The 22,336-nt window shown below is 69.8% G+C and carries 23 protein-coding genes; 9 read left to right on the forward strand and 14 right to left on the reverse strand.

What is annotated here, in order from left to right:
* Positions 1-44: 44 nt before the first annotated feature.
* Both ACFU5F_RS16250 and ACFU5F_RS16255 read right to left on the reverse strand, forming a co-directional pair.
* Positions 45-1,658 carry an NADH-ubiquinone oxidoreductase-F iron-sulfur binding region domain-containing protein gene (locus tag ACFU5F_RS16250; RefSeq protein WP_383887305.1) on the reverse strand — a complete coding sequence of 538 codons (1,614 nt, stop codon included), beginning with the start codon at positions 1,656-1,658 and terminating at the stop codon, positions 45-47.
* The gene (locus ACFU5F_RS16255; protein WP_383887496.1) at positions 1,655-2,950 is read right to left on the reverse strand and encodes a cytochrome b/b6 domain-containing protein; all 1,296 of its coding nucleotides are present in this window, start codon (positions 2,948-2,950) and stop codon (positions 1,655-1,657) included. Before ACFU5F_RS16255 ends, ACFU5F_RS16250 begins: the two co-directional genes overlap by 4 nt.
* A gap of 531 nt (positions 2,951-3,481) precedes the next feature.
* Between ACFU5F_RS16255 and leuS the strand changes: the two genes are divergently transcribed.
* From leuS to ACFU5F_RS16285, 6 genes are all read left to right on the forward strand, one after another.
* Positions 3,482-6,361: a leucine--tRNA ligase gene (gene leuS, locus ACFU5F_RS16260; RefSeq protein ID WP_383887307.1), complete on the forward strand. Its 2,880-nt coding sequence runs from the start codon at positions 3,482-3,484 to the stop codon at positions 6,359-6,361.
* A gap of 167 nt (positions 6,362-6,528) precedes the next feature.
* Positions 6,529-7,353: a hypothetical protein gene (locus tag ACFU5F_RS16265; protein WP_383887309.1), complete on the forward strand. Its 825-nt coding sequence runs from the start codon at positions 6,529-6,531 to the stop codon at positions 7,351-7,353.
* A gap of 93 nt (positions 7,354-7,446) precedes the next feature.
* Positions 7,447-8,292: a DegV family protein gene (locus ACFU5F_RS16270; protein WP_383887311.1), complete on the forward strand. Its 846-nt coding sequence runs from the start codon at positions 7,447-7,449 to the stop codon at positions 8,290-8,292.
* A gap of 421 nt (positions 8,293-8,713) precedes the next feature.
* The gene (locus tag ACFU5F_RS16275) at positions 8,714-9,757 is read left to right on the forward strand and encodes a helix-hairpin-helix domain-containing protein (RefSeq protein ID WP_383887313.1); all 1,044 of its coding nucleotides are present in this window, start codon (positions 8,714-8,716) and stop codon (positions 9,755-9,757) included.
* 62 nt (positions 9,758-9,819) lie between these two features.
* Positions 9,820-12,303: a ComEC/Rec2 family competence protein gene (locus ACFU5F_RS16280; protein ID WP_383887498.1), complete on the forward strand. Its 2,484-nt coding sequence runs from the start codon at positions 9,820-9,822 to the stop codon at positions 12,301-12,303.
* Entirely contained in the window at positions 12,278-12,466 is a 189-nt protein-coding gene (locus ACFU5F_RS16285) for a hypothetical protein (protein WP_383887315.1), read from the forward strand. Before ACFU5F_RS16280 ends, ACFU5F_RS16285 begins: the two co-directional genes overlap by 26 nt.
* A gap of 71 nt (positions 12,467-12,537) precedes the next feature.
* On the opposite strand, the gene ACFU5F_RS16290 is transcribed toward ACFU5F_RS16285, so the two are convergent.
* The 3 genes from ACFU5F_RS16290 to ACFU5F_RS16300 are packed head-to-tail and all read right to left on the reverse strand — an operon-like array spanning position 12,538 to position 13,366.
* Positions 12,538-12,822 (reverse strand): hypothetical protein, encoded by a 285-nt coding sequence (locus tag ACFU5F_RS16290; RefSeq protein WP_383887317.1) that lies wholly within the window; start codon positions 12,820-12,822, stop codon positions 12,538-12,540.
* A complete protein-coding gene (locus ACFU5F_RS16295) occupies positions 12,819-13,010 on the reverse strand; it encodes a hypothetical protein (RefSeq protein ID WP_383887319.1) in 192 nt (63 codons plus the stop codon). Before ACFU5F_RS16295 ends, ACFU5F_RS16290 begins: the two co-directional genes overlap by 4 nt.
* Positions 13,007-13,366, reverse strand: a complete 360-nt coding sequence (locus ACFU5F_RS16300) for an ATP-binding protein (RefSeq protein WP_383887321.1) — start codon at positions 13,364-13,366, stop codon at positions 13,007-13,009. The genes ACFU5F_RS16295 and ACFU5F_RS16300 overlap by 4 nt, the downstream gene beginning before the upstream one ends.
* Positions 13,367-13,588: 222 nt before the next feature.
* Here ACFU5F_RS16300 and ACFU5F_RS16305 point away from each other — a divergent pair, with 222 nt between their 5' ends.
* Genes ACFU5F_RS16305 through ACFU5F_RS16315 form a run of 3 tightly spaced genes read left to right on the forward strand, consistent with a single transcriptional unit; the run spans position 13,589 to position 15,653 of the window.
* On the forward strand, positions 13,589-14,851 hold the full coding sequence (locus ACFU5F_RS16305; protein ID WP_383887323.1) for a helix-turn-helix transcriptional regulator: 1,263 nt from the start codon (positions 13,589-13,591) through the stop codon (positions 14,849-14,851).
* Positions 14,836-15,393, forward strand: coding sequence for a GNAT family N-acetyltransferase (locus ACFU5F_RS16310; RefSeq protein ID WP_383887325.1), 558 nt, complete (start codon positions 14,836-14,838; stop codon positions 15,391-15,393). Before ACFU5F_RS16305 ends, ACFU5F_RS16310 begins: the two co-directional genes overlap by 16 nt.
* Positions 15,390-15,653: a hypothetical protein gene (locus tag ACFU5F_RS16315; protein WP_383887327.1), complete on the forward strand. Its 264-nt coding sequence runs from the start codon at positions 15,390-15,392 to the stop codon at positions 15,651-15,653. Before ACFU5F_RS16310 ends, ACFU5F_RS16315 begins: the two co-directional genes overlap by 4 nt.
* Before the next feature lie 93 nt (positions 15,654-15,746).
* On the opposite strand, the gene ACFU5F_RS16320 is transcribed toward ACFU5F_RS16315, so the two are convergent.
* The 9 genes from ACFU5F_RS16320 to ACFU5F_RS16360 form a co-directional block, all read right to left on the reverse strand.
* Complete coding sequence (locus ACFU5F_RS16320; protein ID WP_383887329.1) at positions 15,747-16,610, reverse strand: peptidoglycan-binding protein; 864 nt, start codon at positions 16,608-16,610, stop codon at positions 15,747-15,749.
* Between the two features lie 84 nt (positions 16,611-16,694).
* On the reverse strand, positions 16,695-17,018 hold the full coding sequence (locus ACFU5F_RS16325; RefSeq protein WP_383887331.1) for a hypothetical protein: 324 nt from the start codon (positions 17,016-17,018) through the stop codon (positions 16,695-16,697).
* Between the two features lie 10 nt (positions 17,019-17,028).
* Complete coding sequence (locus ACFU5F_RS16330) at positions 17,029-17,250, reverse strand: hypothetical protein (RefSeq protein WP_383887333.1); 222 nt, start codon at positions 17,248-17,250, stop codon at positions 17,029-17,031.
* Between the two features lies 1 nt (position 17,251).
* Positions 17,252-17,599: a hypothetical protein gene (locus ACFU5F_RS16335; RefSeq protein ID WP_383887335.1), complete on the reverse strand. Its 348-nt coding sequence runs from the start codon at positions 17,597-17,599 to the stop codon at positions 17,252-17,254.
* A gap of 93 nt (positions 17,600-17,692) precedes the next feature.
* Positions 17,693-18,613, reverse strand: a complete 921-nt coding sequence (locus ACFU5F_RS16340) for a hypothetical protein (RefSeq protein ID WP_383887337.1) — start codon at positions 18,611-18,613, stop codon at positions 17,693-17,695.
* 49 nt (positions 18,614-18,662) lie between these two features.
* Positions 18,663-19,406, reverse strand: a complete 744-nt coding sequence (locus ACFU5F_RS16345; protein ID WP_383887339.1) for a hypothetical protein — start codon at positions 19,404-19,406, stop codon at positions 18,663-18,665.
* Between the two features lie 82 nt (positions 19,407-19,488).
* Complete coding sequence (locus ACFU5F_RS16350) at positions 19,489-19,674, reverse strand: hypothetical protein (RefSeq protein ID WP_383887341.1); 186 nt, start codon at positions 19,672-19,674, stop codon at positions 19,489-19,491.
* Positions 19,675-19,706: 32 nt separating this feature from the next.
* Positions 19,707-20,618 carry a hypothetical protein gene (locus ACFU5F_RS16355; RefSeq protein ID WP_383887343.1) on the reverse strand — a complete coding sequence of 304 codons (912 nt, stop codon included), beginning with the start codon at positions 20,616-20,618 and terminating at the stop codon, positions 19,707-19,709.
* Between the two features lie 12 nt (positions 20,619-20,630).
* Positions 20,631-22,334, reverse strand: coding sequence for a polysaccharide deacetylase family protein (locus ACFU5F_RS16360; protein WP_383887345.1), 1,704 nt, complete (start codon positions 22,332-22,334; stop codon positions 20,631-20,633).
* Positions 22,335-22,336 lie beyond the last annotated feature (2 nt).

A 22,336-nucleotide genomic window follows, 5' to 3' on the forward strand; every position in this document is an offset into this window, starting at 1 on the left:
GGGTCACCCCGACCGGGGTGACCCGCCCTACGCCGTTCCAGGTGTCAGCGACCACTGCCCAGGGCCCGGCGGCCACGGCCCTGGGAGAGGACCGGGAGGTTCCGGGACGGGGCGGAAGCGCGGTTGTCCTCCTCCAGGCGCAGGGCGAGCGCGGGGCAGCGGCGCACGGCGCGGAGGGCCTTGGCCTCGGCGTACTGGGGGACCTTCGCCTGGGCGACGGTGGGAAAGCCGTCGGCTCCGAGCTGGAAGACCTCGGGGAGGATGTCGGCGCACAGGCCGTGACCCCGGCAGAGCGTCCAGTCGACGAAGATCTTCTGACGGCTGCTGGTGTCCTCCGGGCCGGCGCCGCCCGGCAGGCCGGTGGGCATCCTGCCGCCCTCGAAGAGCGGCAGCACTCCCTCGACGGGGCGTCCGCAGCCGTTGCCGAGGACATGCGCGGCGAGGTCGTCCGTGAACGCCTTGATGGTCGATTCCAGGAACATCGCGGAGCCGTCCGGGTGCGAGCAGGCGCCGCGCCGCTTCACGTTCTTCGCGACCTGCTTCAGGGCCTCCAGGGCGGCCGGACCACCGCCGTTGAGGATGTCCTCCATGCCGCGCGCCGCGGCCGGCAGGCCGAGGTAGCAGGGCCCGCACTGGCCCGCGCTCTCCTCGGCGAGCCACTTGGCGACCTGGAGCGACTCGCCGAGCGGACAGGTCTCCTGGCTGATCGGCAGGATCGCGCCCGCGCCGAGCGCACCGCCCACCGCGTCCAGCGAGTTGCGCGAGACGACCGCCTCGTTGACCGTCGCCGCGTCGATCCACTTGCCGTGGTAGCCGCCGGTCAGCACGCCCTGCGGGACCGGCGGTGCGCCGGCGAGCTGCAGGATGTAGCGCAGCGGCACGCCGGTGGGCGCCTCGATCACCATGGGGCGGGCGACCGCGCCGGAGACGGTGAGCATGACGGTGCCCGGCTCGTCGTACAGGCCGGTGTTGCCGTACCGCTCGGAGCCGATGCGGGCGCCGATGGCGAGCTGGGCGAAGGTCTCGGCGTTGGAGAGCAGGGTGGGCGCGCCGCCGACACCGCTCTTGGACGCGCTGGTCTTGCGGCCCGGCGGAATGGGCGGCCCGCCGTCGATGGAGCGGATCAGCGAGCCTGCGGCGCCGGTGACCATCCGGACCGGGTTGCGCTGCACGCTCGCGCGGATGGCGGCGCCGCGCCGGTTGCTCAGCCCGCGCTCGGCGAGGGCGGCCTCCATCGAGCGTTCGGTGGATTCACGTGTCACCCCGATGACGAGCTGACGGGCGCCCAGGGCCTCGGCGACGAGCAGGGCGCCGTCCAGGATGAGGTGCGGGGCACGGTTGATGAGGACCGTGTCCTTGCGGCAGGCGGGTTCGTCCTCGCTGCCGTTGACGACCACGACGGGCCGGATGCCACGCTTGATCGCCGACTCGGCGACCGACCGCAGTTTCTTGTGGAACGGGAAGCCCGCGCCGCCCCTGCCCTTGAGGTTGATCCGTTCGGACAGCTGGGCGAGTTGCTCGCCGCCCATCGGTTCGAGCGGACCGTGCACCTTGAGGTGCATGGGGAGGTCGAGTCTCTCGACGAGGTCGAAGCCCGAGGTGAGCTGGGGAAGACCCACCACTCGGACTTCGGGGACGTCGGGAAGGGCCTCGTTCACTTAAATCCTCCGGAAGGCGCGTTCCAGGGTTCGCCCGAGCCCGGCTGGTTGTAGTCGTCGTAGCCGGACAGCGACTCAGTGGCGGGACCGCTGTTGTACGTGTCGTTCGGGTTGTACGTGCCGTAGGGGGCGTTCGTCTCAGCGGTTCCGTAGGAAGTTTCGGAAGCGCCCGTGTTGTACGTCTCGCCCTGGTAGGTCTGGCCCGGGTACGCCTGGCCCGGGTAGCTCTGCCCGCCCAACGGCTGTCCGGCGAACGTGTCCTGCATCGGGTCGTACGAGGACGGGGGCGCCTCGCCGACCGGTGGCGGGGACGGGGCCGGCCAACGGGTGCTCCCCGTGGTCGAGCCGTCGTCCATCCGGGGCATGGCCTGGGTGGGCTGCATGTCCAACGGGGGCTGCTGCTGGGTCAGATAGGCCGCCGTGGGCTGCTCCTGGGTGCGCGGGGTCATCGACACCGCGCGGTACGCGGCCGCGAAACCGGGGCCGCTGTCGGCAGCGGCGGCCGCCCCGCGCTGCGGGGGCACCAGCGAGTCGCCGAGCGGGGGGTTGCCCTGTCCGCCGCCGAAGCCGGGCAGCGGGAACTGGCCGCTGTCGCGCATCTGGTCGCGCCGGCCGCCCTCGCGGCGTCCGCCTCCCGCCTCGTCCATGCTCTGCCGGGCGGCGCGGGACTTCACCAGTTCGTCGACCTCGGGGGGACGCTGTCCGTCGGTGCCGAGGACGGCGGCGACCCGCTCGACCACCTGGCGCTTGACCTCGCGCGGCGCGGCCCGCAGCAGCAGGGCGGCTGCGACGGCGATCAGGCCCGCGGAATAGAGGATCACGAAGATCGGCTTGGCCTCGCGACCCGCGTAGAGTCCGTGCACGAGCGCGAAACACCAGGCCGGGTAGGCCATCATGTGCATCGCGCGCCAGCGTGCCGCGACCGGTGCCGGGGACGCGAAGTTGCTGCGCAGCGCGCCGGTGATGGCGACGAAGATCATCATGGAGCCGGCGGTCGCGCCGAAACCGATGAGCGCGCCCGAGCCCGTCACGCCGAGGGCGAAGGGGAACAGGGCGATCGCCGAGACGTGGTTCAGCGCCAGCTTGACCGACACATGCAGCACGAGGAGCGCGACCGAGGCGATGGCGGTCGTCCGGTGGACGGCCTGGCCGATGATCCGCTGACGGACCGTGAGCAGGGTCCTGTCCTGGGCGACGAGCCCCCAGAGCACCGAGCACGTCAGCGAGACGAGCGAGAGAACGCCCGCGCCGAAGTCGAGGAACTCCCGGTACGCGTCACCTCCGACCAGCACACTTACGGGTATCAGCAGCAGAGCGGCAGCCGTGGCTATCCCATAGGCCGAACGGCCGGTCTGGGGCATCGAGCTGTTACTGCGACGAGGGTTCATGGGGGCAACTCCGAACAGTTCGGGAAAGCGGTCCCGTCGTCGAACTGTAAGTGGTGCCAATACCGAGCGGTACGAGGTTTGAGTTATTGCGCTGTTACCAAGGACGAATCTCACATCGGGGATGCCCGTTAGTGGTTGTTACGCGAAGTAAGTTTTGAATAAGGTTCAACTTTTTTGGCCGGAACGTGTGGCGGACACGCCGCTGGTCCGCGCCCGTGGGCGGCCGGAACCTCGTCGCGACGGCAGTGGGGGCTGCGGTACCCTGAACGCATGCGTGCCGTACGCCTTCTGCTTAGTGAGCCGCGCTGATCAGTCCCGACCGCCGACGAGACGGCATGGTCGGCATCGGCGCGGCGTCCCCTCCTGTGTGAGGGGATTTTTCGTTTCCTGACGACACAGCCGCTGGCAGAGACGATCGATGGAGCTTTGAGGATCATGAGCGAGACGAACCCCGCTGCCGCTGACGTGGCGGCGGACGCCAGCCCCCACCGCTACACGGCCACCGTCGCGGCCGACATCGAGGCACGCTGGCAGGACTTCTGGGACGCCGAGGGCACCTACGCCGCCCCCAACCCCACGGGCGATCTGGCGGGTGACGCCGAGCTGGCCGCCAAGCCCAAGAAATTCATCATGGACATGTTCCCGTACCCCTCCGGCGCGGGACTGCACGTCGGCCACCCCCTGGGCTACATCGCCACCGACGTCTCCGCCCGCTTCCAGCGGATGACCGGCCACAACGTCCTGCACACCCTGGGCTTCGACGCCTTCGGCCTGCCCGCCGAACAGCACGCCGTGGCCACGGGCGAGCACCCCCGGATCACCACCGAAGCCGCCATCAACAACATGAAGTCCCAGCTGCGCCGGCTGGGCCTGGGCCACGACAAGCGCCGGTCGTTCGCCACGATCGACCCGGACTACTACAAGTGGACCCAGTGGATCTTCCTGCAGATCTTCAACTCCTGGTACGACGACGAGACGAAGCGGGCCCGCCCGATCGCCGAACTGGTCGCCCAGTTCGAGTCGGGTGAGCGCGCGCTGCCCGGCGGCGGCTCCTGGAGCGCGCTGAGCGCCGCCGAACGCGCCGACGTCCTGGGCGAGTACCGCCTGGCGTACGCCTCCGACGCGCCCGTCAACTGGTGCCCCGGCCTGGGCACCGTACTGGCCAACGAGGAGGTCACCGCCGACGGTCGCTCCGAGCGCGGCAACTTCCCCGTCTTCAAGGCCAAGCTGCGCCAGTGGAACATGCGCATCACCGCGTACGCCGACCGCCTGCTGGACGACCTGAACGAGCTGGACTGGCCCGAGGCCATCAAGCTGCAGCAGCGCAACTGGATCGGCCGCTCCGAGGGCGCCCGCGTCGACTTCCCCGTCGACGGCGAGCACATCACGGTCTTCACCACCCGCCCCGACACCCTGTTCGGCGCGACCTACATGGTCCTGGCCCCCGAACACCCGCTGGTCGACACGTTCACCCCGGACGCCTGGCCCGAGGGCACCCACGACGTGTGGACCGGCGGCCGCGCGACCCCCGCCGACGCCGTCGCCGCCTACCGCGCGCAGGCCGCCTCGAAGTCCGACGTCGAGCGGCAGGCCGAGGCCAAGGACAAGACCGGCGTCTTCACCGGCTCGTACGCGACCAACCCCGTCAACGGCGAGCGCATCCCGGTCTTCATCGCCGACTACGTCCTGATGGGCTACGGCACCGGCGCGATCATGGCCGTCCCGGCGCACGACACACGCGACTTCGAGTTCGCCCGCGCCTTCGAGCTGCCGATCGTCTGCGTGGTCGAGCCCACGGACGGCCGCGGCACCGACACCTCGACGTGGGACGAGGCCTTCGTGTCGTACGACGCGAAGATCGTCAACTCCGCGGGCGAGGGCGTCTCGCTGGACGGCTCGGGCGTCGTCGAGGCCAAGGCGCGCATCACGGAGTGGCTGGAGCGGTCCGGCATCGGTCGGGGCACCGTCAACTTCCGGCTGCGCGACTGGCTGTTCAGCCGTCAGCGCTACTGGGGCGAGCCCTTCCCGATCGTCTACGACGAGGACGGCGTCGCCCACCCGCTGCCCGAGTCGATGCTGCCGCTGGAGCTGCCCGAGGTCGAGGACTACTCGCCGCGCACCTTCGAACCGGACGACGCCGACACCCGCCCCGAGACGCCGCTGTCGCGCAACGAGGACTGGGTGAACGTCACGCTGGACCTGGGCGACGGCCGCGGCCCGCGCCCGTACCGCCGCGAGACCAACACCATGCCCAACTGGGCCGGTTCCTGCTGGTACGAGCTGCGCTACCTGGACCCGCACAACTCCGAGAAGCTGGTCGACCCCGAGATCGAGCGGTACTGGATGGGCCCGCGCGAGGGGCAGCCGCACGGCGGTGTCGACCTGTACGTCGGCGGCGCCGAGCACGCCGTGCTGCACCTGCTGTACGCGCGCTTCTGGTCCAAGGTCCTGTTCGACCTGGGACACGTCTCCTCGGCCGAGCCCTTCCACAAGCTGTTCAACCAGGGCATGATCCAGGCCTTCGTCTACCGCGACAGCCGTGGCTTCGCGGTCCCGGCCGCCGAGGTCGAGGAGCGCGACGGCGCCTACTTCCACCAGGGCGAGAAGGTCAGCCGCCTGCTGGGCAAGATGGGCAAGTCCCTGAAGAACGCCGTCACCCCCGAGTCGATCTGCGAGGAGTACGGCGCGGACACGCTGCGCCTGTACGAGATGGCCATGGGCCCCCTGGACGTCTCCCGGCCGTGGGACACGCGCGCGGTGGTGGGCCAGTACCGGCTGCTGCAGCGGCTGTGGCGCAACGTCGTCGACGAGGCCACCGGCGAGGTGACCGTCGTGGACACCGAGCCCGGCGAGGACACCCTGCGCGCACTGCACAAGGCCATCGACGGCGTACGGCAGGATCTGGAGGGCATGCGGTTCAACACCGCGATCGCCAAGGTCACCGAGCTGAACAACCACCTGACCAAGGTGGGCGGCCCGGTCTCCCGCCCCGTCGCCGAGGCCCTGGTCCTGCTGGTCGCGCCGCTGGCCCCGCACATCGCCGAGGAGCTGTGGCGCAGGCTGGGGCACACCGACTCGGTCGTCCACCAGGACTTCCCCGTCGCCGACCCCGCATACGTCGTCGACGAGGCCGTCACCTGCGTCGTCCAGATCAAGGGCAAGGTCAAGGCCCGCCTGGAGGTGTCGCCGGCCATCTCCGACGAGGAACTGGAGAAGGTGGCCCTGGGCGACGACAAGGTGGTCGCGGCGCTGGCCGGGGCACCGATCCGCAAGGTGATCGTGCGGGCGCCGAAGCTGGTGAACATCGTCACGTGAGCCGGAGTGCTCCGCGCGGCGACCGGCGCGCCCCGCGCGCCCACCGGCGGTAGTCGTCCGGTCGCTGTCGGGAAGTGGTTCGGGGTCCTCCCCTACGGGCAGGTTCCGGGTTCCGGTGGAACTCGGGACCTGCCCGTTGCGTTTACCGTTGAAGAGCGCCGCATCACATGCCGCGCCGGTCGGAGGAGGAGCGCGTCGTGGAAGCCGTCATCGCAGTCGTCGCCCTGTTCTTCGTGCTGCTCGTGGTGCTGGGCGCGTACGCCACGGTGAAGGCGGTCGGCGCGGCCAAGCGCGGCGTGGACCGCACGATCACCCAGGCCAAGCGGACCGTCGAGGACACCACCCTGCGCGCCAGAAGCCTCGCCCAGCCCGGCCCGGTAGGGCAACTGGCCGATCTGCGGCTCAAGTTGCGCACGTCGATGCGGGCCACCCAGGAGGCGTTGCAGGCGGGGGTGGGCGAGGACGAGTCCCTGAAGGAGTCCCTGGCCCTCTTCGAGCAGCTCCGCAAGCACGCCCGGGAGCTGGACGACGAACTCCGGCGCCTGGAGCCCGAGCCGGACCGGAGCAAACTGGCCCAGCGGCTGCCCGCGCTGCGCGAGCGCACGGAGCGGGTCGTGAAGTCCGCCGACTCCCTGCGCTGGGCCGCGCACGACCGGGCCCGCAAGTTCGCCGAGGACGACCTGGACACGCTCAGCGCGCGGATCGACGTCGAGGCGGGAGCACTGCGGCACTGGACGACGGAACCCGCCTCGGTATGGCCCGAGGCGCCCAGGCCCGAGGCCGCCACCTCCACGGGACAGACCTGGCAGGAGACCCCCGGGCCCCGCCCGGCCGATCCGCGCGGCGGCGGGTCCGGCGTGTCCCGTGGTGGTGAGTCCCAGGGTGGTGAATCCCGTGGCGCCGAGGGGCCGCCCCCGCCCGCCATCGCCCCGCCGAGCGCGCAGCCGACCTACCCGTGGCAGAAGAAACCCCGCCCGGAGAGCACGACTTGACCCGGCCCGCCCGCCGGTCGCGCCACCCCGCACGGCCGCAGGTGACAGGGGCCGGGCTGCCGTCCGCGGCGCTCGACGGGTAACCTCCAGCTCATGTCCCGCCATGTCGCGATCGTCACCGATTCCACGGCCTACCTGCCGCCGCCGGCGATGGAGCGTCACGGCATCATCGCGGTGCCCCTGACCGTGGTCCTCGGCGACCAGGCACTCGACGAGGGAACCGAGATCTCCGCCCGGTCCCTGGCCCAGGCACTGCAGAAGCGACGGTCCGTCACCACCTCCCGCCCCAGCCCCGAACTCTTCGCGGAGACCTACCGCAGAGTCGCGGAGTCGGGCGCCACCGGCATCGTCTCCCTGCACCTCTCCGCCGAGTTCTCCGGCACCTACGACGCGGCCGTGCTCGCCGCACGCGAGGCTCCCGTGCCCGTACGCGTGGTGGACACCGGGATGGTCGCGATGGCCCTGGGGTTCTGCGCCCTCGCCGCCGCCGAGTCCGCCGAGGCGGGCGGCACGGTGGACGAGGCCGTCACAGCCGCCGAGAAGCGGGCCGCGGGCACCTCCGCCTTCTTCTACGTCGACACCCTGGAGTATCTCCGCCGGGGCGGACGGATCGGCGCGGCCCAGGCGCTGTTCGGCTCCGCGCTGGCCGTCAAGCCGCTGCTCCAGCTCGACGGCGGCCGCATCGAGATGCTGGAGAAGGTCCGTACGGCGTCCCGGGCGATCGCCCGCCTGGAGGAGATCGTCGCCGAGCGGGCGGGGAGCGCGCCGGTCGACATCGCCGTCCACCACCTCGCCGCGCCCGAACGAGCCTCTGCACTCGCGGAACGGCTGCGGGCCCGGCTGCCCGGACTGGCCGACCTGCATGTGAGCGAGGTCGGGGCGGTCATCGGGGCGCACACGGGGCCCGGACTGCTCGCGGCGGTCGTCTCACCCCGCTGAGCCGGTCGTCCCACCCCGCTGAGCCTGCTCGCCGAGCCGTTCACCGCTCGTACGGGTGACGGAGTTGTCCACAACCGGGGAGTAATCCACCGGAATCGAGCAAGATCATCGCGAGTGGGCGACGTTGCCCGATCCTCCTCCCATGGCACTTCGATCACGTTCACGCACCGCGACACCCACCAGCGGCCCGGGCCGCGGCCCCTCCTCCGACGGCCGCGACCGCCACCGCCCTCGACAGCCCAGGGGCAGGGCCGACCGCCGCCGCGCAGCGGCGGAGACGCTCCGCCTGCGCGCGGAGGCACTGTTCCCCGAGAGGGCCGGACAGCCAAGGAAATCGGGGCACGGACCGCCGGGCACGCCGGAGGGCACGAGGCGAGGGAGCGCGGGCTCCGCCGTTCGAGGGCTCGACGCGGAGGGGGCGGTGGGTCCGGGGACTTCCGGTGGGGGGCGGGATGTCGGTGCCGGTGCCGGTGTCGACGAGCGCGGTCGCACCACGGGATTCGGTGACTCCACCGGTGAGGCTGTCACTGGCGGGGCGGCACCCGTCACCGGCAGGGCTGCTGCTGTCACCGGCAGGCATGCCGTTGCTGCCGACAGAGACCGGACCGTCGACGCGGCTTCTGTTGCCGACAGGGCTGTTGACACCGACACGGCCGCTGTCGCCGACAGCAGCGTGCCCGGTCGTGACGTCGCCTCCGGTGCAGCCGGGCGCGAGACGAGCGGTGCGTGGCGGGAGCGGGTGGGGCCCGCCCTGAGGGAACGACTGCCGTTGTGGTTGCAGGTGCGGTGCGCCACCGAACGCAAGAGCGTGGTCGCGCTGAGCGTGGTGCTGGTCGTCGCGACGGTGTTCGCGGCACAGCACTTCTGGGCGGGCCGGACCCAGTCCGTGAGCGCGCCCGAGGTGGTACGGGCAGGCGCCCCGGGCACTTCGGGAGGGCCGGCGGCCTCGTTCGGTGAGCCAGTGAAGGGCCGGACGGCGGCTGCGCCCGGCGACACGGCCGGAGCGGTCGCCTCGACCGGGCCCTCGATCGTGGTGGACGTCGGCGGAAAGGTGCGCAGCCCGGGCATCCAACGGCTGCCGGCCGGCTCCCGCGTCGCCGACGCGCTGCGGGCGGCGGGCGGTGTCCGACCGGGAGCGAACACCGACGGGCTCAACCGCGCCCGCATCCTCGTGGACGGCGAACAGGTCCTGATCGGACGCCCGGCGCCGCCGGCCGCCCCCGGCGTGACGCCCGGGGCGGGAGCGGCCGGAACCGGAGGCGCCGCACCCGCGACCCCCGTCTCCCTCAACACCGCCACCGCCGACCAACTGGACACCCTGCCCGGCGTCGGCCCCGTCCTCGCCCAGCACATCATCGACCACCGCACCCGGCACGGCGGCTTCCGCTCGGTCGACGAACTGCGGGACGTGAACGGCATCGGCGACCGCCGCTTCGCCGACCTGCGCGACCTCGTACAGCCATGAGCACGGGGGAGAGGGCGGCCACGGCGGAGGTCGAAGCGGGTGCCGCTCCGCCCCGGACCGCGGTGCACGCGGCCTCCGGCACCCGGCTCGGCGACGCCCACCCCCGGCAGGAGGGGCCTATCGATCTGCGTCTCGTGCCACCTGCGTTGGCCGCGTGGGGGACGGCGGCACTCATGGTGCACGCTTCGTCCGGCTGGGTCACGGGAACGGTCGTGACCTGCCTGGTGATGGGCTCGGCCCTGCTGCTCCCTCGGCCGCGGCGGGGGCCGAGGTCGGGGCTGAGGGTGCCCCTTGCCGCCGTGCTGCTGTGCGCCGCGGCGGCCGCAGCCTCCGCCGGGCTGCACGGGGCGGACCTGAGGCGGGGACCCGTCCCCGCCCTGGCCGAGCGATACGCCCGGGTGACCGCGGAGATCCAGCTGACGGCCGACCCACGGCTCACCCGTCCCCGCATCCAGGGCAACCACGCGGCCCCCGCCGCCGTGCTCCTCCAGGCCGAGGTACGGCGGGTGCGCAGCCCGGACGGGACCGTCGTACGGACGCGGACGCCGGTGCTGGTCATGGTCGACGTGGACGACCGGTCCGACCGGGCGGCATGGCTGTCGCTGCTGCCGTCCACACGTGTGCGAGTGGCGGCGCGGACCGCCCCCGCGATGGTCGGGGGCGACCGGGTGGCCGCCGTGCTGCGGGTGCGGGGCGGCGGGGCGCCGACGGTGGCGGAGGAGGCGAGCGCGGTGCAGCGGCTCGCGGGGCGGCTGCGCGCCGGGCTGCGGGAGGCGACCGACGGACTCGACCCCGACGCGCGGGCGCTGCTTCCGGGCTTCGTCGTCGGGGACACCTCGCGGGTCCCGGCCGAGCTGGACGAGGCGTTCAGGGCGACCGACCTCACCCACCTCCTGGCCGTCAGCGGGGCCAACTTCACGATCCTCCTGGCCCTGTTCATCGGGCCGCCCGGGCTGGCACAGCGGGCCGAGCGCCGCGGACTCGCGCCCCGGCTCGGGATCCCGCTGCGGGTCACCGCGCTGGCGGGTGGCGCGCTGACGCTGGGATTCGTGATCGTGTGCCGACCCGAACCCAGCGTGGTGCGGGCCGCCGCCTGCGGCTCCATCGCGCTGCTGGCCATCGCGACGGGACGCCGCAGATCCCTCGTCCCCGCGCTGGCGACGGCGGTCCTGCTGCTGGTGCTGTACGACCCGTGGCTGGCCCGCAGCTACGGCTTCCTGCTCTCCGTCCTGGCCACCGGAGCACTGCTCACCCTCGCCCCGCGCTGGAGCGCCGCGCTCCAGAGGCGCCGGGTGCCACCGCGCCCGGCCGAAGCGCTGGCCGCGGCGGGCGCCGCACAGGCGGTGTGCGCACCGGTCGTCGCCGTGCTGTCGGCCAAGGTGAGCCTGGTGGCGGTGCCGTGCAATCTGCTGGCGGAGTTCGCGGTGGCCCCGGCCACGGTGCTGGGGTTCGCCACGCTGGCGACGGCCCCGGTGGCGATGCCGGTCGCCGAACGCCTTGCCTGGTGTGCGAGTTGGCCCGCGAGCTGGATCGCGGACATCGCCCGCACCGGGGCGTCGCTGCCCGGCGCGGGAGTGGACTGGCCGGGCAGCTGGGCGGGTGCGCTGCTCCTCGTCCTGGTCACCGTGGTCGTCGTCCTCGTCGGACGGCGGATCGTCAGCCATCCGTACCTGACGGGAGCCTGCCTGCTCGCGTTTCTGCTGGTCGTGGTGCAGCCACCGCCTCTGACCAGAGTGATCACCGGGTGGCCGCCGCCGGGCTGGCGCCTGGTGATGTGCGACGTGGGTCAAGGGGACACGACCGTCCTCGCGGCGGGCGAGGGAGCAGGAGTGGTCGTGGACGCCGGCCCCGATCCGGTGCTGGCCGACCGCTGCCTCACGGCACTCGGCATCACCGAGATCCCGCTCGTGGTCCTCACCCACTTCCACGCCGACCACGTCATGGGGCTGCCGGGAGTGCTGCGAGGGCGCGCGGTGGGGGCGATCGCGGCCACCGGGTTCGAGGAGCCCGCGGAACAGGCCGCGTTCGTCCGCGAGGAGGCCGCGGCCCGACGGATCCCGCTGACGCGGGCCGTGGCCGGGGAGGAGCGGCGCACGGGAAACCTCACCTGGCGGGTGCTGTGGCCACCGGGCGACGCCCCCACGCCCGACGGGCCGAACGACGCGAGTGTGACCATGCTCGTCCGCTCCGCGGGGCTGACCCTGCTGCTCCTGGGCGACCTGGAGCCACCGGGCCAGCGGGAACTCGCGCGGTCCCCGGACGCCGCGGCACTGGGCGCCGTGGATGTGGTGAAGGTCGCCCACCACACTTTCCTTGGAGAACATCTACTTGAGGGTTTTCTCTGTATTCGGCAGGCGTGCGGCGGGGGGCCGGTGATACTGACCATTCGACACGAGGTGAGGGGGACCGGTGGCCAAAGAGCCTGCACCGAAGCATCTGACGATCACTATCGACTTCGATCTTCAGACCGAGGGATCGACCGTTCACTATCAGCGAGCCCGAGCGGCCTACGAGGCAGCCGTGGAAGCGGCAGTTCGCGAGGCTAAGAAGGTACTGCCGCCCGACAGCATCAAGGGCATCACCAGCGAAATCGATTGGTCCTACCGCTGGACGCGCGAGCGGGATGTGCAGTTCCGACGGCCCGATCTGGTGGACGACGAGATCGAGGACATCACCGACGAGGATTTCGTGTTCGAGGGCGAGGAGTGACACCGAGAGGCCCCAGCCGTCGCAGACAGCCGGGGCCTCTCTCCTCGCGGGTAGGGGGGAGCCATCTGCGATCAGTCGGCCTCTACTCCGCGAGGGGCTCTGTTGCGCTGGAGCTGGACTATCCGGGGCCGGGTGTCCATCCGCTCCATCGCGCGCTCGTGCATGGTCAGCAGTTCCTGTACGCACTCCCGGCATGCGTACAGAGGGGTCTCGCCCTCGTCGCTCGTGATCTCGCCGAAGCGGGTCACCTGGACCCCCTTGCGGGAGCAGCGGAAGCAGGGCCCCAACTCGTACTCGTACGCCGCTATGAGGACGCCGAGACGGTCTGTGGGGACGTGCTCGGGAAGCTCGGTCACCTGAGCCGGCCGGTGTCCAGGGGCGCGGTCACCGTCAGCCGGTCGGGGTTGTTCTGGGTCCACTCAGGTCCCCCGCCCGTGAGAGGCCGCACGAAGTAGACGCCGCCCGAGACGTCCGTGACCATCCCAGTCCGGCCCGCGTCCTCGTCGTGGACCTCGTCGCCGACCCACGCCTTGCCGTCCTTCACCGCTCGACCTCGACCTTCAGCTCGGCCCAGACGGTCTTGCCCCAGCGGTGGAGGTCCGTGCCCCAGCGGTCCGAGAGGGCGTCGACCAGGACGAGGCCACGTCCCCGGATCTGGTCCCCGTTGGAGTTGGTCCGCAGCTCCGGCATGTCCCGGGAGCGGTCGACGACCCCGAGCCGGATCCAGCCGTTGGAGGGGCGCGCGACGATGATGCGGATCGAGGGGAGACGGGCGTGGTCGACGGCGTTGGAGACCAGCTCGGTGATGACGTTCAGGGCGTCGTCGATCAGATCGTCCTGGTGCCAGGCCGACAGGGCCGTACGGACCAGTCTGCGCGCCACACCCGCGCTCTCCGGCACGCGATCAACGGTCTGTGAGTATCCGGGGTGCCCCGTGGGGCGTGGCGTTGCGGTCACAGTCATCAGGACCTCGGGGGGTGCGGGTGTGAGTGGCCTTACCTGAGTGAACGGCCATCGGTCCCCGAGCGGCAGGAAAAATGGGCCCGGCGTGCGTCCGGCCCAACCGGAAATTTCTCGGCCATAGACCCTCACTGGCGAGGGATCACCTCCTACGGTGGGTACGTGGAGGGGAACGAGAGCCTCAACAGCGCGATGCAGGAGCGCGGCTTAACCCAGGTGGAGTTGGCCGACGCGGTGAACACCCGGCTGCTCCGCTCCGGGCACGAGGGAACGGTCAGCGACCGGACGATCCGCAACTGGCTGACCGGAAAAACCCAGTGGCCACACCCCAAGCAGCGCGAGGCGTTAGAGGCAGTATTCGGATGTACGGCCGAAGAGCTGGGATTCAGCCCTCCGGCCGGAAGACGACGCCCCACCCCCGAAGCGGAGCCCCCCGTGGACCGTAGGAACTTCCTCGCCGCCACCACCGGAACCGCCGCCGCTGCGGTGCCGTTCGTCGGAGCGCCCTCGCAGGTCGGCACCTCCGACGTCCTCCGGCTCCGCTCGGGCCTGGACGCCCTGATGGAGCTGGACGACACCAGGGGAGGCCACGAGGGCCTGGAGCGCTCTGCCCTCGCCGGAGCGGCCGAGGCACTCGACAAGGTCAAGAAGGGCGCCACCCAGCGCATCCGGCTCCGGCTGTTCTCGATCGCCGCCGACTACACCGCCACGGCCGCCTGGAGCGCTCTGGACGCCCGGCAGGCCGACCGGGCCCAGGGTCTCCTGGGACGAGCGCTGTACCTGGCAGGGATGGCCCAGGACCCCGTGGCGGAGATGAGGGTCTGGAACTCCTACGCGATGCTGGCCCACCAGCGCGGGGAGCACACGGAAGCCGTCGACTCGGGCATGGCCGCCCAGGCCACCTCGATCACGAAGCGGGACCCGCTGTTCGCCTCCCTGGCGCACGCCCGTACGGCCATCGGCCACTCGAACTTCGGCGACCGACAGGCCGCCCTGCGGTCCCTGGGGTACGCCGGGGAAGCCCTGGACAAGGCGGACCGGGACCAGCCCCGCCCGAGCTGGATGGCCTTCTACGGCCCGGCTGAGCTGACGGCCATGACGGCCATCGTCCGGGACCGGATCGGGGATGCGGCAGAGGCCGAGGCGGCCTCCCACAAGGCCCTGGGCGCGATCCCCAAGCAGTTCCGCAGGAACCGGGCCCTGGCCACCACGCGGCTCGCCCTGGCTCAGCTCCACCAGCGGGACATCGACCAGGCGTGCGCCACGGCGTCGACCTCCTTCGCGCTGATGGCGGGCACACCCATGCCGGGCCGGATGCGCTCCCTGCTCGGCGACTTCTACCGTGACTTGATCACGCTTGCGCCGGACGCCGGGGTCGCCCGAGAGTGGGGAGACCGCTACCGAGCCGAATGGAGCCGAGGTTGAACGCCGCCGACCTGGACGTCCGCCGCTTCAGCAACAAGGACCTGGCGCAGATCCGTCAGGCCCTGATCGACGTGCACGCGGACGCCTACGCGGATGCCATGGATGACGAGTTCAACCAGCGCTTCCCCTGGTTCGTCGACCACTGGGGCGGTAACCCGGACTTCGATTGTGTGATCGCCTTCGACGGAGAGGAGGCGGTCGCCTTCGCCTACGGCGCCCCGTCGACTGCCTACCGCGAATGGTGGCGCGAGCACGTGAAGCCCGCCCCGGAGAAGAGCCGGACGTTCTCCTACTCCGAGCTGGCCGTCCGTACGAAGTGGCGCAAGACCGGGACGGCCGAGCTGGTCAGCCGAGCCCTGCTGGATGCGAGGGACGAGGACCTGGTGGTCCTGCTCGTCGACACCGAACACCCGCGCGTGCAGGAGATGTACGAGTCCTGGGGCTTCCGGAAGGTCGGGCAGCGTCAGCCCTTCCCGGACTCCCCGGTGTACGCCGTCATGCTGGCGGAGTTGCCGTTGGCCGGAGGCGAAAGAGATTCATGAGCACCAGAGCGGTTGCGTTTCTGTCCTCGGCAGTAGCGGGTGTGCTGGGCTTCATCCTGTTTCAGATCAACTCCGAGGCGGTGTATTGCGAACGCAACCCGGGCAGCAGCGGCGGCATGCGCGCCCCGGACGGGTGCCTTGTCGAGCCGAGCACCCTGGCTGTGGTTCTCGGCAACACCGGCTTCGGGATGTTCCTGCTCGGCATCATCGGTGTCGTATGGACGGCAGTTCTGAAACTCCGAGCTGAGCTGGGCCGATAACGCAAAAAGAGCCCCCGATCTCCACGAGGGAGATCGGGGGCTCTGCGACAGCGTCAGGGTGTCCCGCCAGAGACACGAGAGACGTTCCTGATTCTACGCCTTCGGGACCTTGAGCCTCGCCCACGAGATGGGCCCCGGCGGCCACTTCGCGGCCGAATCGGTGTACCCCAGCTTCCGCTGGAACTTCTCGTACGAGTCGACGTCGGCCTGGCCGAGCTTCGGGCCGGGCCCCTCCTTGTACAGGCCGCAGCCCTCGGCCACCAGGCGCTTGCCCATGGCGGTGAAGATGGGCGAGGACTTCCCCAGCGCGGGCTTCGAGCCGTTCATGAAGAAGGCCGTGCCCGGGAAAGGCTCGAATGCAGGTTTCTCCGTCTTGACGATGAAGTCCGGCCAGGTGCCGGGGTCCGTGTGGTCGTTCTCGGGGACCTGTGCGTGGGCGTACCAGCCGCTCCGCATGCGCCAGATGCGCTCGTCCCGCTTCGAGACGAAGCCGCTGGGCTTCCCCATCGGCCAGGAGTTCGCGACGCCCCAGGAGGCCACCCAGGCGTTCAGCTCGTCCCACCCCTTCAGGGGCGTGTCCACCAGGGACTCGTACGTCTTGCCGCCCACGCGGCAGTACGGGAAGAAGAGCGCCTCGATCTGGAGGACCACCGAGCCGGCCCGGTTGGTCCGCGTGCCGCCCGAGAGGTCCCGCAGGCACAGGGAGCGGGAGTCCGCCGGGAAGAACTGGACCATCCTGCCGGTGAAGGGGTCCCAGAGGATGTGGGGCGCCACGCCCTTCCCGCCGCCGGAGAAGTACGAGCGCAGGTTGGCGTACGGGACGAGGTCCTGGGGCTTGGCCTCGGAGGCGTTGCGGTCCCAGGTGATGTGGGCGATGGCCTTCGCGGGGCCGCCGTCCGTGGGTGCGGTGTTGCCGATCGAGAGTCTCTCGGCACCGGGAAGCCAGAGGTCGGACACAGGGCTCTCCAGGGGTGTACGGGCATGAAGAAGCCCCTCCGGTGCCGTTACGCGTTACCCGGAGGGGCGTCAGGGGGGAGCGGCTCAGGGGGCCGTGGACGGGCCCTCGGGGTGGGCCCGGAGGTACCGGAGGTAAGAGAAGAACCGGACCAGGAGAAGGGCGGTCGTCGCCGCCAGGAGGCCGAGAGACAGGACGGCGTCCCACCACGGCCCGGGGGAGGAGGCACCACCGCGGATTCCCAGGAGCAGGAGCGACCGGGCGTAGATCAAGCCGATGATGATGACCCACCCGGAGGCGTTGACCTCGGTGATCCTGAAGGGGTGCCGGGGACGGTGAAGGACTAGGAACCCGACCGAGGCGGCCAGGCCGACGCCGAGGAGGACGTACAAGGTCAGGGTGTAGAGCACAGGGCCTCCTTCAGCTTCCGCTGAGCCGGCCGAGGACGATGCCCTCGATCCAGTCGCTGTAGGCGTTGGCCCTGTTGTGGGCTCTGATCTGCTCCTTCACCCGGTTGCTCTCGGTGAGCTTGGCCTCGGCCACGGGCTGGTGTGCCTGAGCTTCCTGGAGGGACTTCTCGGCGGCCCTCTTCGCGGTCTCCGCCTCGGGAGACACCTGCGGCTGGCGAGTGAAGGGCCACATCTCAGGCGCTCCTGGGAAGTTCGGGGTGGTGTCCGAGTTCTTCGAGGAGCCGGGTCAGCGTCTTGCCCTGCTCGATCGCGACGTCTCCGCGCTCCTCGGCCTTGGCGAGCTGCTCGCGCGTGAGCTGGTGAGCGTCGCGCTCCTTCTCGAACGCCTGGCGCCAACTGTCCTTCTCGGCCATGAGGTTGTTCATGACGTACTTCGGCACGATGACGCCGACGATCAGCAGGATGACGACCAGACCGACGATGCCGTACTGGCCGAACTGGTTGAGGATCTTGCCGATATCGGGACTTCCGCCCGTGTCCTCGGCTACGGCCATGACCCAGACCAGGTCAGGGATCAACAAGGGGACCTCCTTGCGGGGTGTGCGCAGGAGAACCCGGCGCGGTTCTGGACATGCGAAAGCCCCGGCTCGCTGGCCGGGGCTTTCTGTGGGGGACTACAGCCAAGCCGTTTGACGTAAGGCTTCGGCCGGGGTGAGCTCGCGAGGGTGAGAGAAGAGCACCGGGACTGCCGTGCGTGGCGGGTCCGCTCTCCGTAGCGCGACCATCTCATCCTGACCCCATACCTTGAAGGTGCACAGGGAGCAGTCGAAACCGTTCGGACTGTAGTGCGCGTGTGTGGAGGTGGTATGGGTTGGCGTAAATATGAGGACCGCCCGGGCGCCGCAAGCGGGGCATTCACCACCTGAGGTCTTGAGGACGGGAACGCCCATCTGGAATTCCGCCGAATCGACCACGTGAGACTGAGGCATAGTCAGTGCCCGCTCCTTGGCTCCCGGCGGAAGGTTCTCGAACCGATCCGCGAACGCATGCCGAGCCTGGATGATCCGGAGCTGTACGTCTCGGAAGACCTGGTCCTCCTGCTCGTTCACGGCGGCCTCGACGGCCTCCGTCCACCGCTCCCAGAAGTCGATCAGTGGCTTGCCGAGATCGTCAAGCAACGTCTCGATCGTACGGGCGAGGGGAGAAATCATCCCTTTGGCCAGGGTGCTGTCCGGGGCGGCATGGGCTGCGCCGTTGCGCATCTCGATCAGTAGGTCGAGATCGGTATCGGGCTTGAGTACGCCGATCTTCCGGAGTCGCTTGATGGCTTCCATTGCCCCGACGGTGCGGACCTTCTCCTCGTTCAACTGGACGTGTCCGCCGAGGTGCATCACCATGTCCGCGCTGTTGTTGCGGATCTCCGCGACGTAGACCGGGTTCTTCGCGGCGAGGGCCGCCTTGGCGAGCTTCTCGACCGAGACACCGGCGTGGAGCGCGAACTCGTCGTACTCCGGGCGGCCATGGTCGTCCATGGCCTTGTGGGCGGCCTTCTTGGCGCCCTGATAGAAGCTCTCGGAAGAGAGCGCATCGGTCATGACTGGGACATTAGCCCCCCCTGTACTACAGGGGCGACCGGATTCTGTCCTATGCAGGCATGATCGTCAGATCAAGGTCATCCGGGTGTGCCAAGGCGGGCATCAGCTCATACGGGATCCCTGCCGGAAGAGGCCACTCAATGGGTTCATCTGGGGGCCAGATCGGGCGCAACGAGGGCAAGGACTCGAACGGAGCCAACCTTTTACCCTCAGCGACATCAGAGGCTCGAAGGATCTGCACGATCATGCAGCCGATCTTGAGGGTGGTGATCCATGCGGTACGGCGGATTCCGTCGGCGCTATAGCCCTGACACAGGGTGTCCACAAGAGGAACAGACTCGTCAGGCGGGTGGTTCATGAAGCCAAGACGCCCGAGCATCGATCTCGTGGGCTCACGCGTCTCGTGGAAGGAAGTGAAGTCACCTGCTGGAATTACGCCTCGCACGTCGGCAGGGTGCGTGTGCTGAAACATGAGCATGGTCTTCAGCGACCATGCCGCAAGCGCTCGCTGGGCTTCGGCGTCGATGGTGCACGCGTTTCCGCGGATCAGGTCAGGAAGGAAGCGCCTGACGTTCTCCTCCAACTGGTTCATCCAGCCGCTGTTGCACTCCGAGCAGACCACCTTTACCTGCTCGTTCAACGGCGGAGCCTCGTGGTGCCGAACCGTGTCCACGTTCAACCGGACGTACCGGTGTCGCCGGACTGTCGGGTCGAGCGCGACCTTGAGCCAGCGAGGTAGGACGTGCTCCTTAGTCAGCGGAGTACCTCCGCAGAAGACGCAGACCTTGGCCATGTGCAAGACCATAAACGGCGCCGGCTGTCGCATGGCCGGATTTTCGGCCCAGCCCGGGAACTCCCTGGGGCCGAGGGCTTGGTCAGGAGCCGTGCCTGTGCCCGCCGTCCTCGTCGTGAGGGTGGCTGTGGCGCTCCTCCTCGGGGCCGAGCTGGGCCCAAAGGGCGGCGTTCTCGGCCTCCACGACGGCCAAGCGGCGCCGGGTGAGGTGCAGCTCCAGGACGGTGTCCCGGTACTCCTCGACGAGTTGCTCGGGGGTCATCTGCATGACGTGCTCCATGAGGTGTGGTTCAGCCCGGATCAGGCCGGGGCGAGGGTGGTGACGGTGCCAGACGAGCCCTTGTACTTCAGGGCCCCGGCCTCGACGTACAGCACGCCACCGCTGATCGGGTTCGTGGTCGGCACGATGGTGGCGTTCCGGATGCCCACGACTCCGTCACCTCCGCCGTATGACTCCGCGGTGGCCGTGCCGAACTGAGCGTTCACGGCAGCCGGCGCGCCGGTTTTCAGAATGCGGAGCTTGGCGGTGTTGGAGCTGTCGCGGAACTCCGCCAGGTGGTTGGCGCTGGCGGAGTTGGCCACCATGAACAGGCCGATGGTCGAGTCGTCCCGCTGGGCGATCTGGACCCGCCCGCCAGGGGTGGCCCCCTGAGCGACGCCTATCCCAACCCGGCCCGTGCCCTTGACGACAAAGTCGTCCACGGAGTTGTTCCGCAGGAGCAGCAGGTTGCCCGTGGTCGGTCCGTCCGGCGCGGTGACGGTAATGCCCTGGCAGGCAGTCCCGGTCGTGTTCAGCTCAATGCCAATGGCGCTGGCCACCGAGTCGGTTCCGTCGGCGGCACCGGTGTGCCCGATTTTCAGGGTCGCACGCTGCTTGTTGGGCCCGGCGACGTAGACGCACGACGCGTCGACGTTGTCCGAGGTGAAGTTCCCCGCGACGGAGTTGTCCCCGGACGTGGCCGCCTGGTACGCGGTCACGGTGTGCGTGCCGTTGACGGTGGCCGTGGTCTTGAAGAAGGCCGACCGAACCGTGGAGTTGGTGTTGAAGCTCCGAGCAGTGAAGTCGTCGTCCGTCTTCAGGATGTCGGCAGCCGAGCGGTACAGGTTCACGTCCACCCCGAGCGTCAGAGTGGCGCTGGAGCCTGTGAGGACGATGTCCTTGCCGGTGGTGAGCTTTCCGCCCATGTACACGAGGTCAATGTCGTGCAGCATCGCAGCCTCCGATCAGGTGTAGTAGCTGATGACTTCGTTGATCGGGCGCACCGGAATGCCCCGCGATGCGATGGCATCCATTAGCGTGTTGAAGTCGGTCTGAGAGATCTGGTCGGAGGCCGTGACCGTGCCGGTGGTGAGCTTGTGGAGGCAGATGATCAGCCAGTCACCGGAGGCGGCACAGCGGTCCAGCATTCCTCCGGCGGCCGTCACGCTCGCCACCGTGGTTCCGGCCGAGGAGATCCCCGTCTTGGCCCGGACGCGCTGGGGCATGGCGGGAGGGTAGATCTCCTTGGTCTCGCTGATGATCGTCCGAGAGGTCTTCCAGTACTGCGCGGCGATCTGGTCCACCGGGACGCCGTCCGTGGTGTTGTCGAAGTGGCCCTTCGGATACGCGTAGTTGTCCGAGTGGAAGCCGTTCGACCCGAGCCACAGCTTGAGCCGGGTGAAGTCCTCGTTGACCTGTGCCGAGGCGAGGTCGGCGAACCCGTTGGTCATGCCGTGGTTCGTCGTGGAGTACGCGTGCCCGGCGATCTCCCATCCGCTGAAGTTCTGCAACGAGCGGAGCTGGCCGAGGTCCATGTACACGGAGTTGTTCGACCCGATGGCCTGGGCGATCGTGTACGCGGTTCCCCGGAAGCCCAGGGCGTCCATCTTCGGCCTGGCCAGGGAGTACTGCTCCACGTACGAGTCGTCGAAGGTGATCGAGACGACGCCGGTGGGGAAGGTCTCGGAGCCGTCCGGGACCACCTCGATCGACTGGAGATTCACCGTGACCGCGCCGGTCGAGTTGTCGTACGCCGTGAACTGGACGTCCGTGAAGCCGCTCTTGGTGCTCGGCACGCCGCCGGAGCTGATCGAGTAGGACCCCGAGGCCACGGAGACGTCCGCCCAGTGCAGGGTGATCGTGACCCACTCGCCGGACTGGACGAGGTTCGGGTTCACGGCGGAGTGGCCGTGGAACTGCCAGTTGAAGTAGCTCCCGAAGCCCGACGAGCCCAGGTAGAAGACGAGCTGGCTCAGCTTGGTGACGTCCGCGACGCGGAAGGTCAGGCGGATCGCCTTGCCGGTGAGGTCCAGCGTGGTGCCGATGCTGGTCTTCCGGATGTTCGACTGGGCTCCGGTCCCGCCGGTGGTGATCTGGGCGCTCTGGGTCCCCACGACGAAGTTCGTGGTGTCGTTGAGGTTCGAGGTCACGCCCGTGCCGGTCGCGCTGTAGCCATGCCCCGTCTGGAAGCTCTCCGCGTAGGAGGCGTACCGCCGGGGGATCGGACGGCCCTTGGGCGCGAGCGCCGGGGTGAGGAACCCGTAAGTGGTGAGCCGGCCGGAGACGTCCAGGACCGATGCCGTCGCCCCGCCGTTCATGGCGAGCAGACCGGTGACGGTGTCGCCCGAGACGTCGACCTTGTTGGCCTGGAGGTCCGTGATCGAGGCCCCGAGGTCGTTGGCCTGCATGAGAGTGCGGCCACCGTCGAAGCCGAAGTCCAGGTACAGCGACGTCACTCCGTCGGGCCCGTAGAACCCGATGATCGAGTACGTGTCTGAGGTGACCTCGGTGATCGGGGTCCCGGACAGGTCGGTCAGGTCGGTGATCTGGGTTCCGCCGGTGAGGGCGTCCCAGGCCGTACCGACCGAGCCCGGCTCCAGGACCAGCGACGTACCCGACTGCGACAGGGTGACGTCCGCCGGGGAGAGGCCGAAGAGGTGACGGGCCATGG

Source organism: Streptomyces sp. NPDC057438 (assembly GCF_042802995.1).
Classification (GTDB): Bacteria; Actinomycetota; Actinomycetes; order Streptomycetales; family Streptomycetaceae; genus Streptomyces.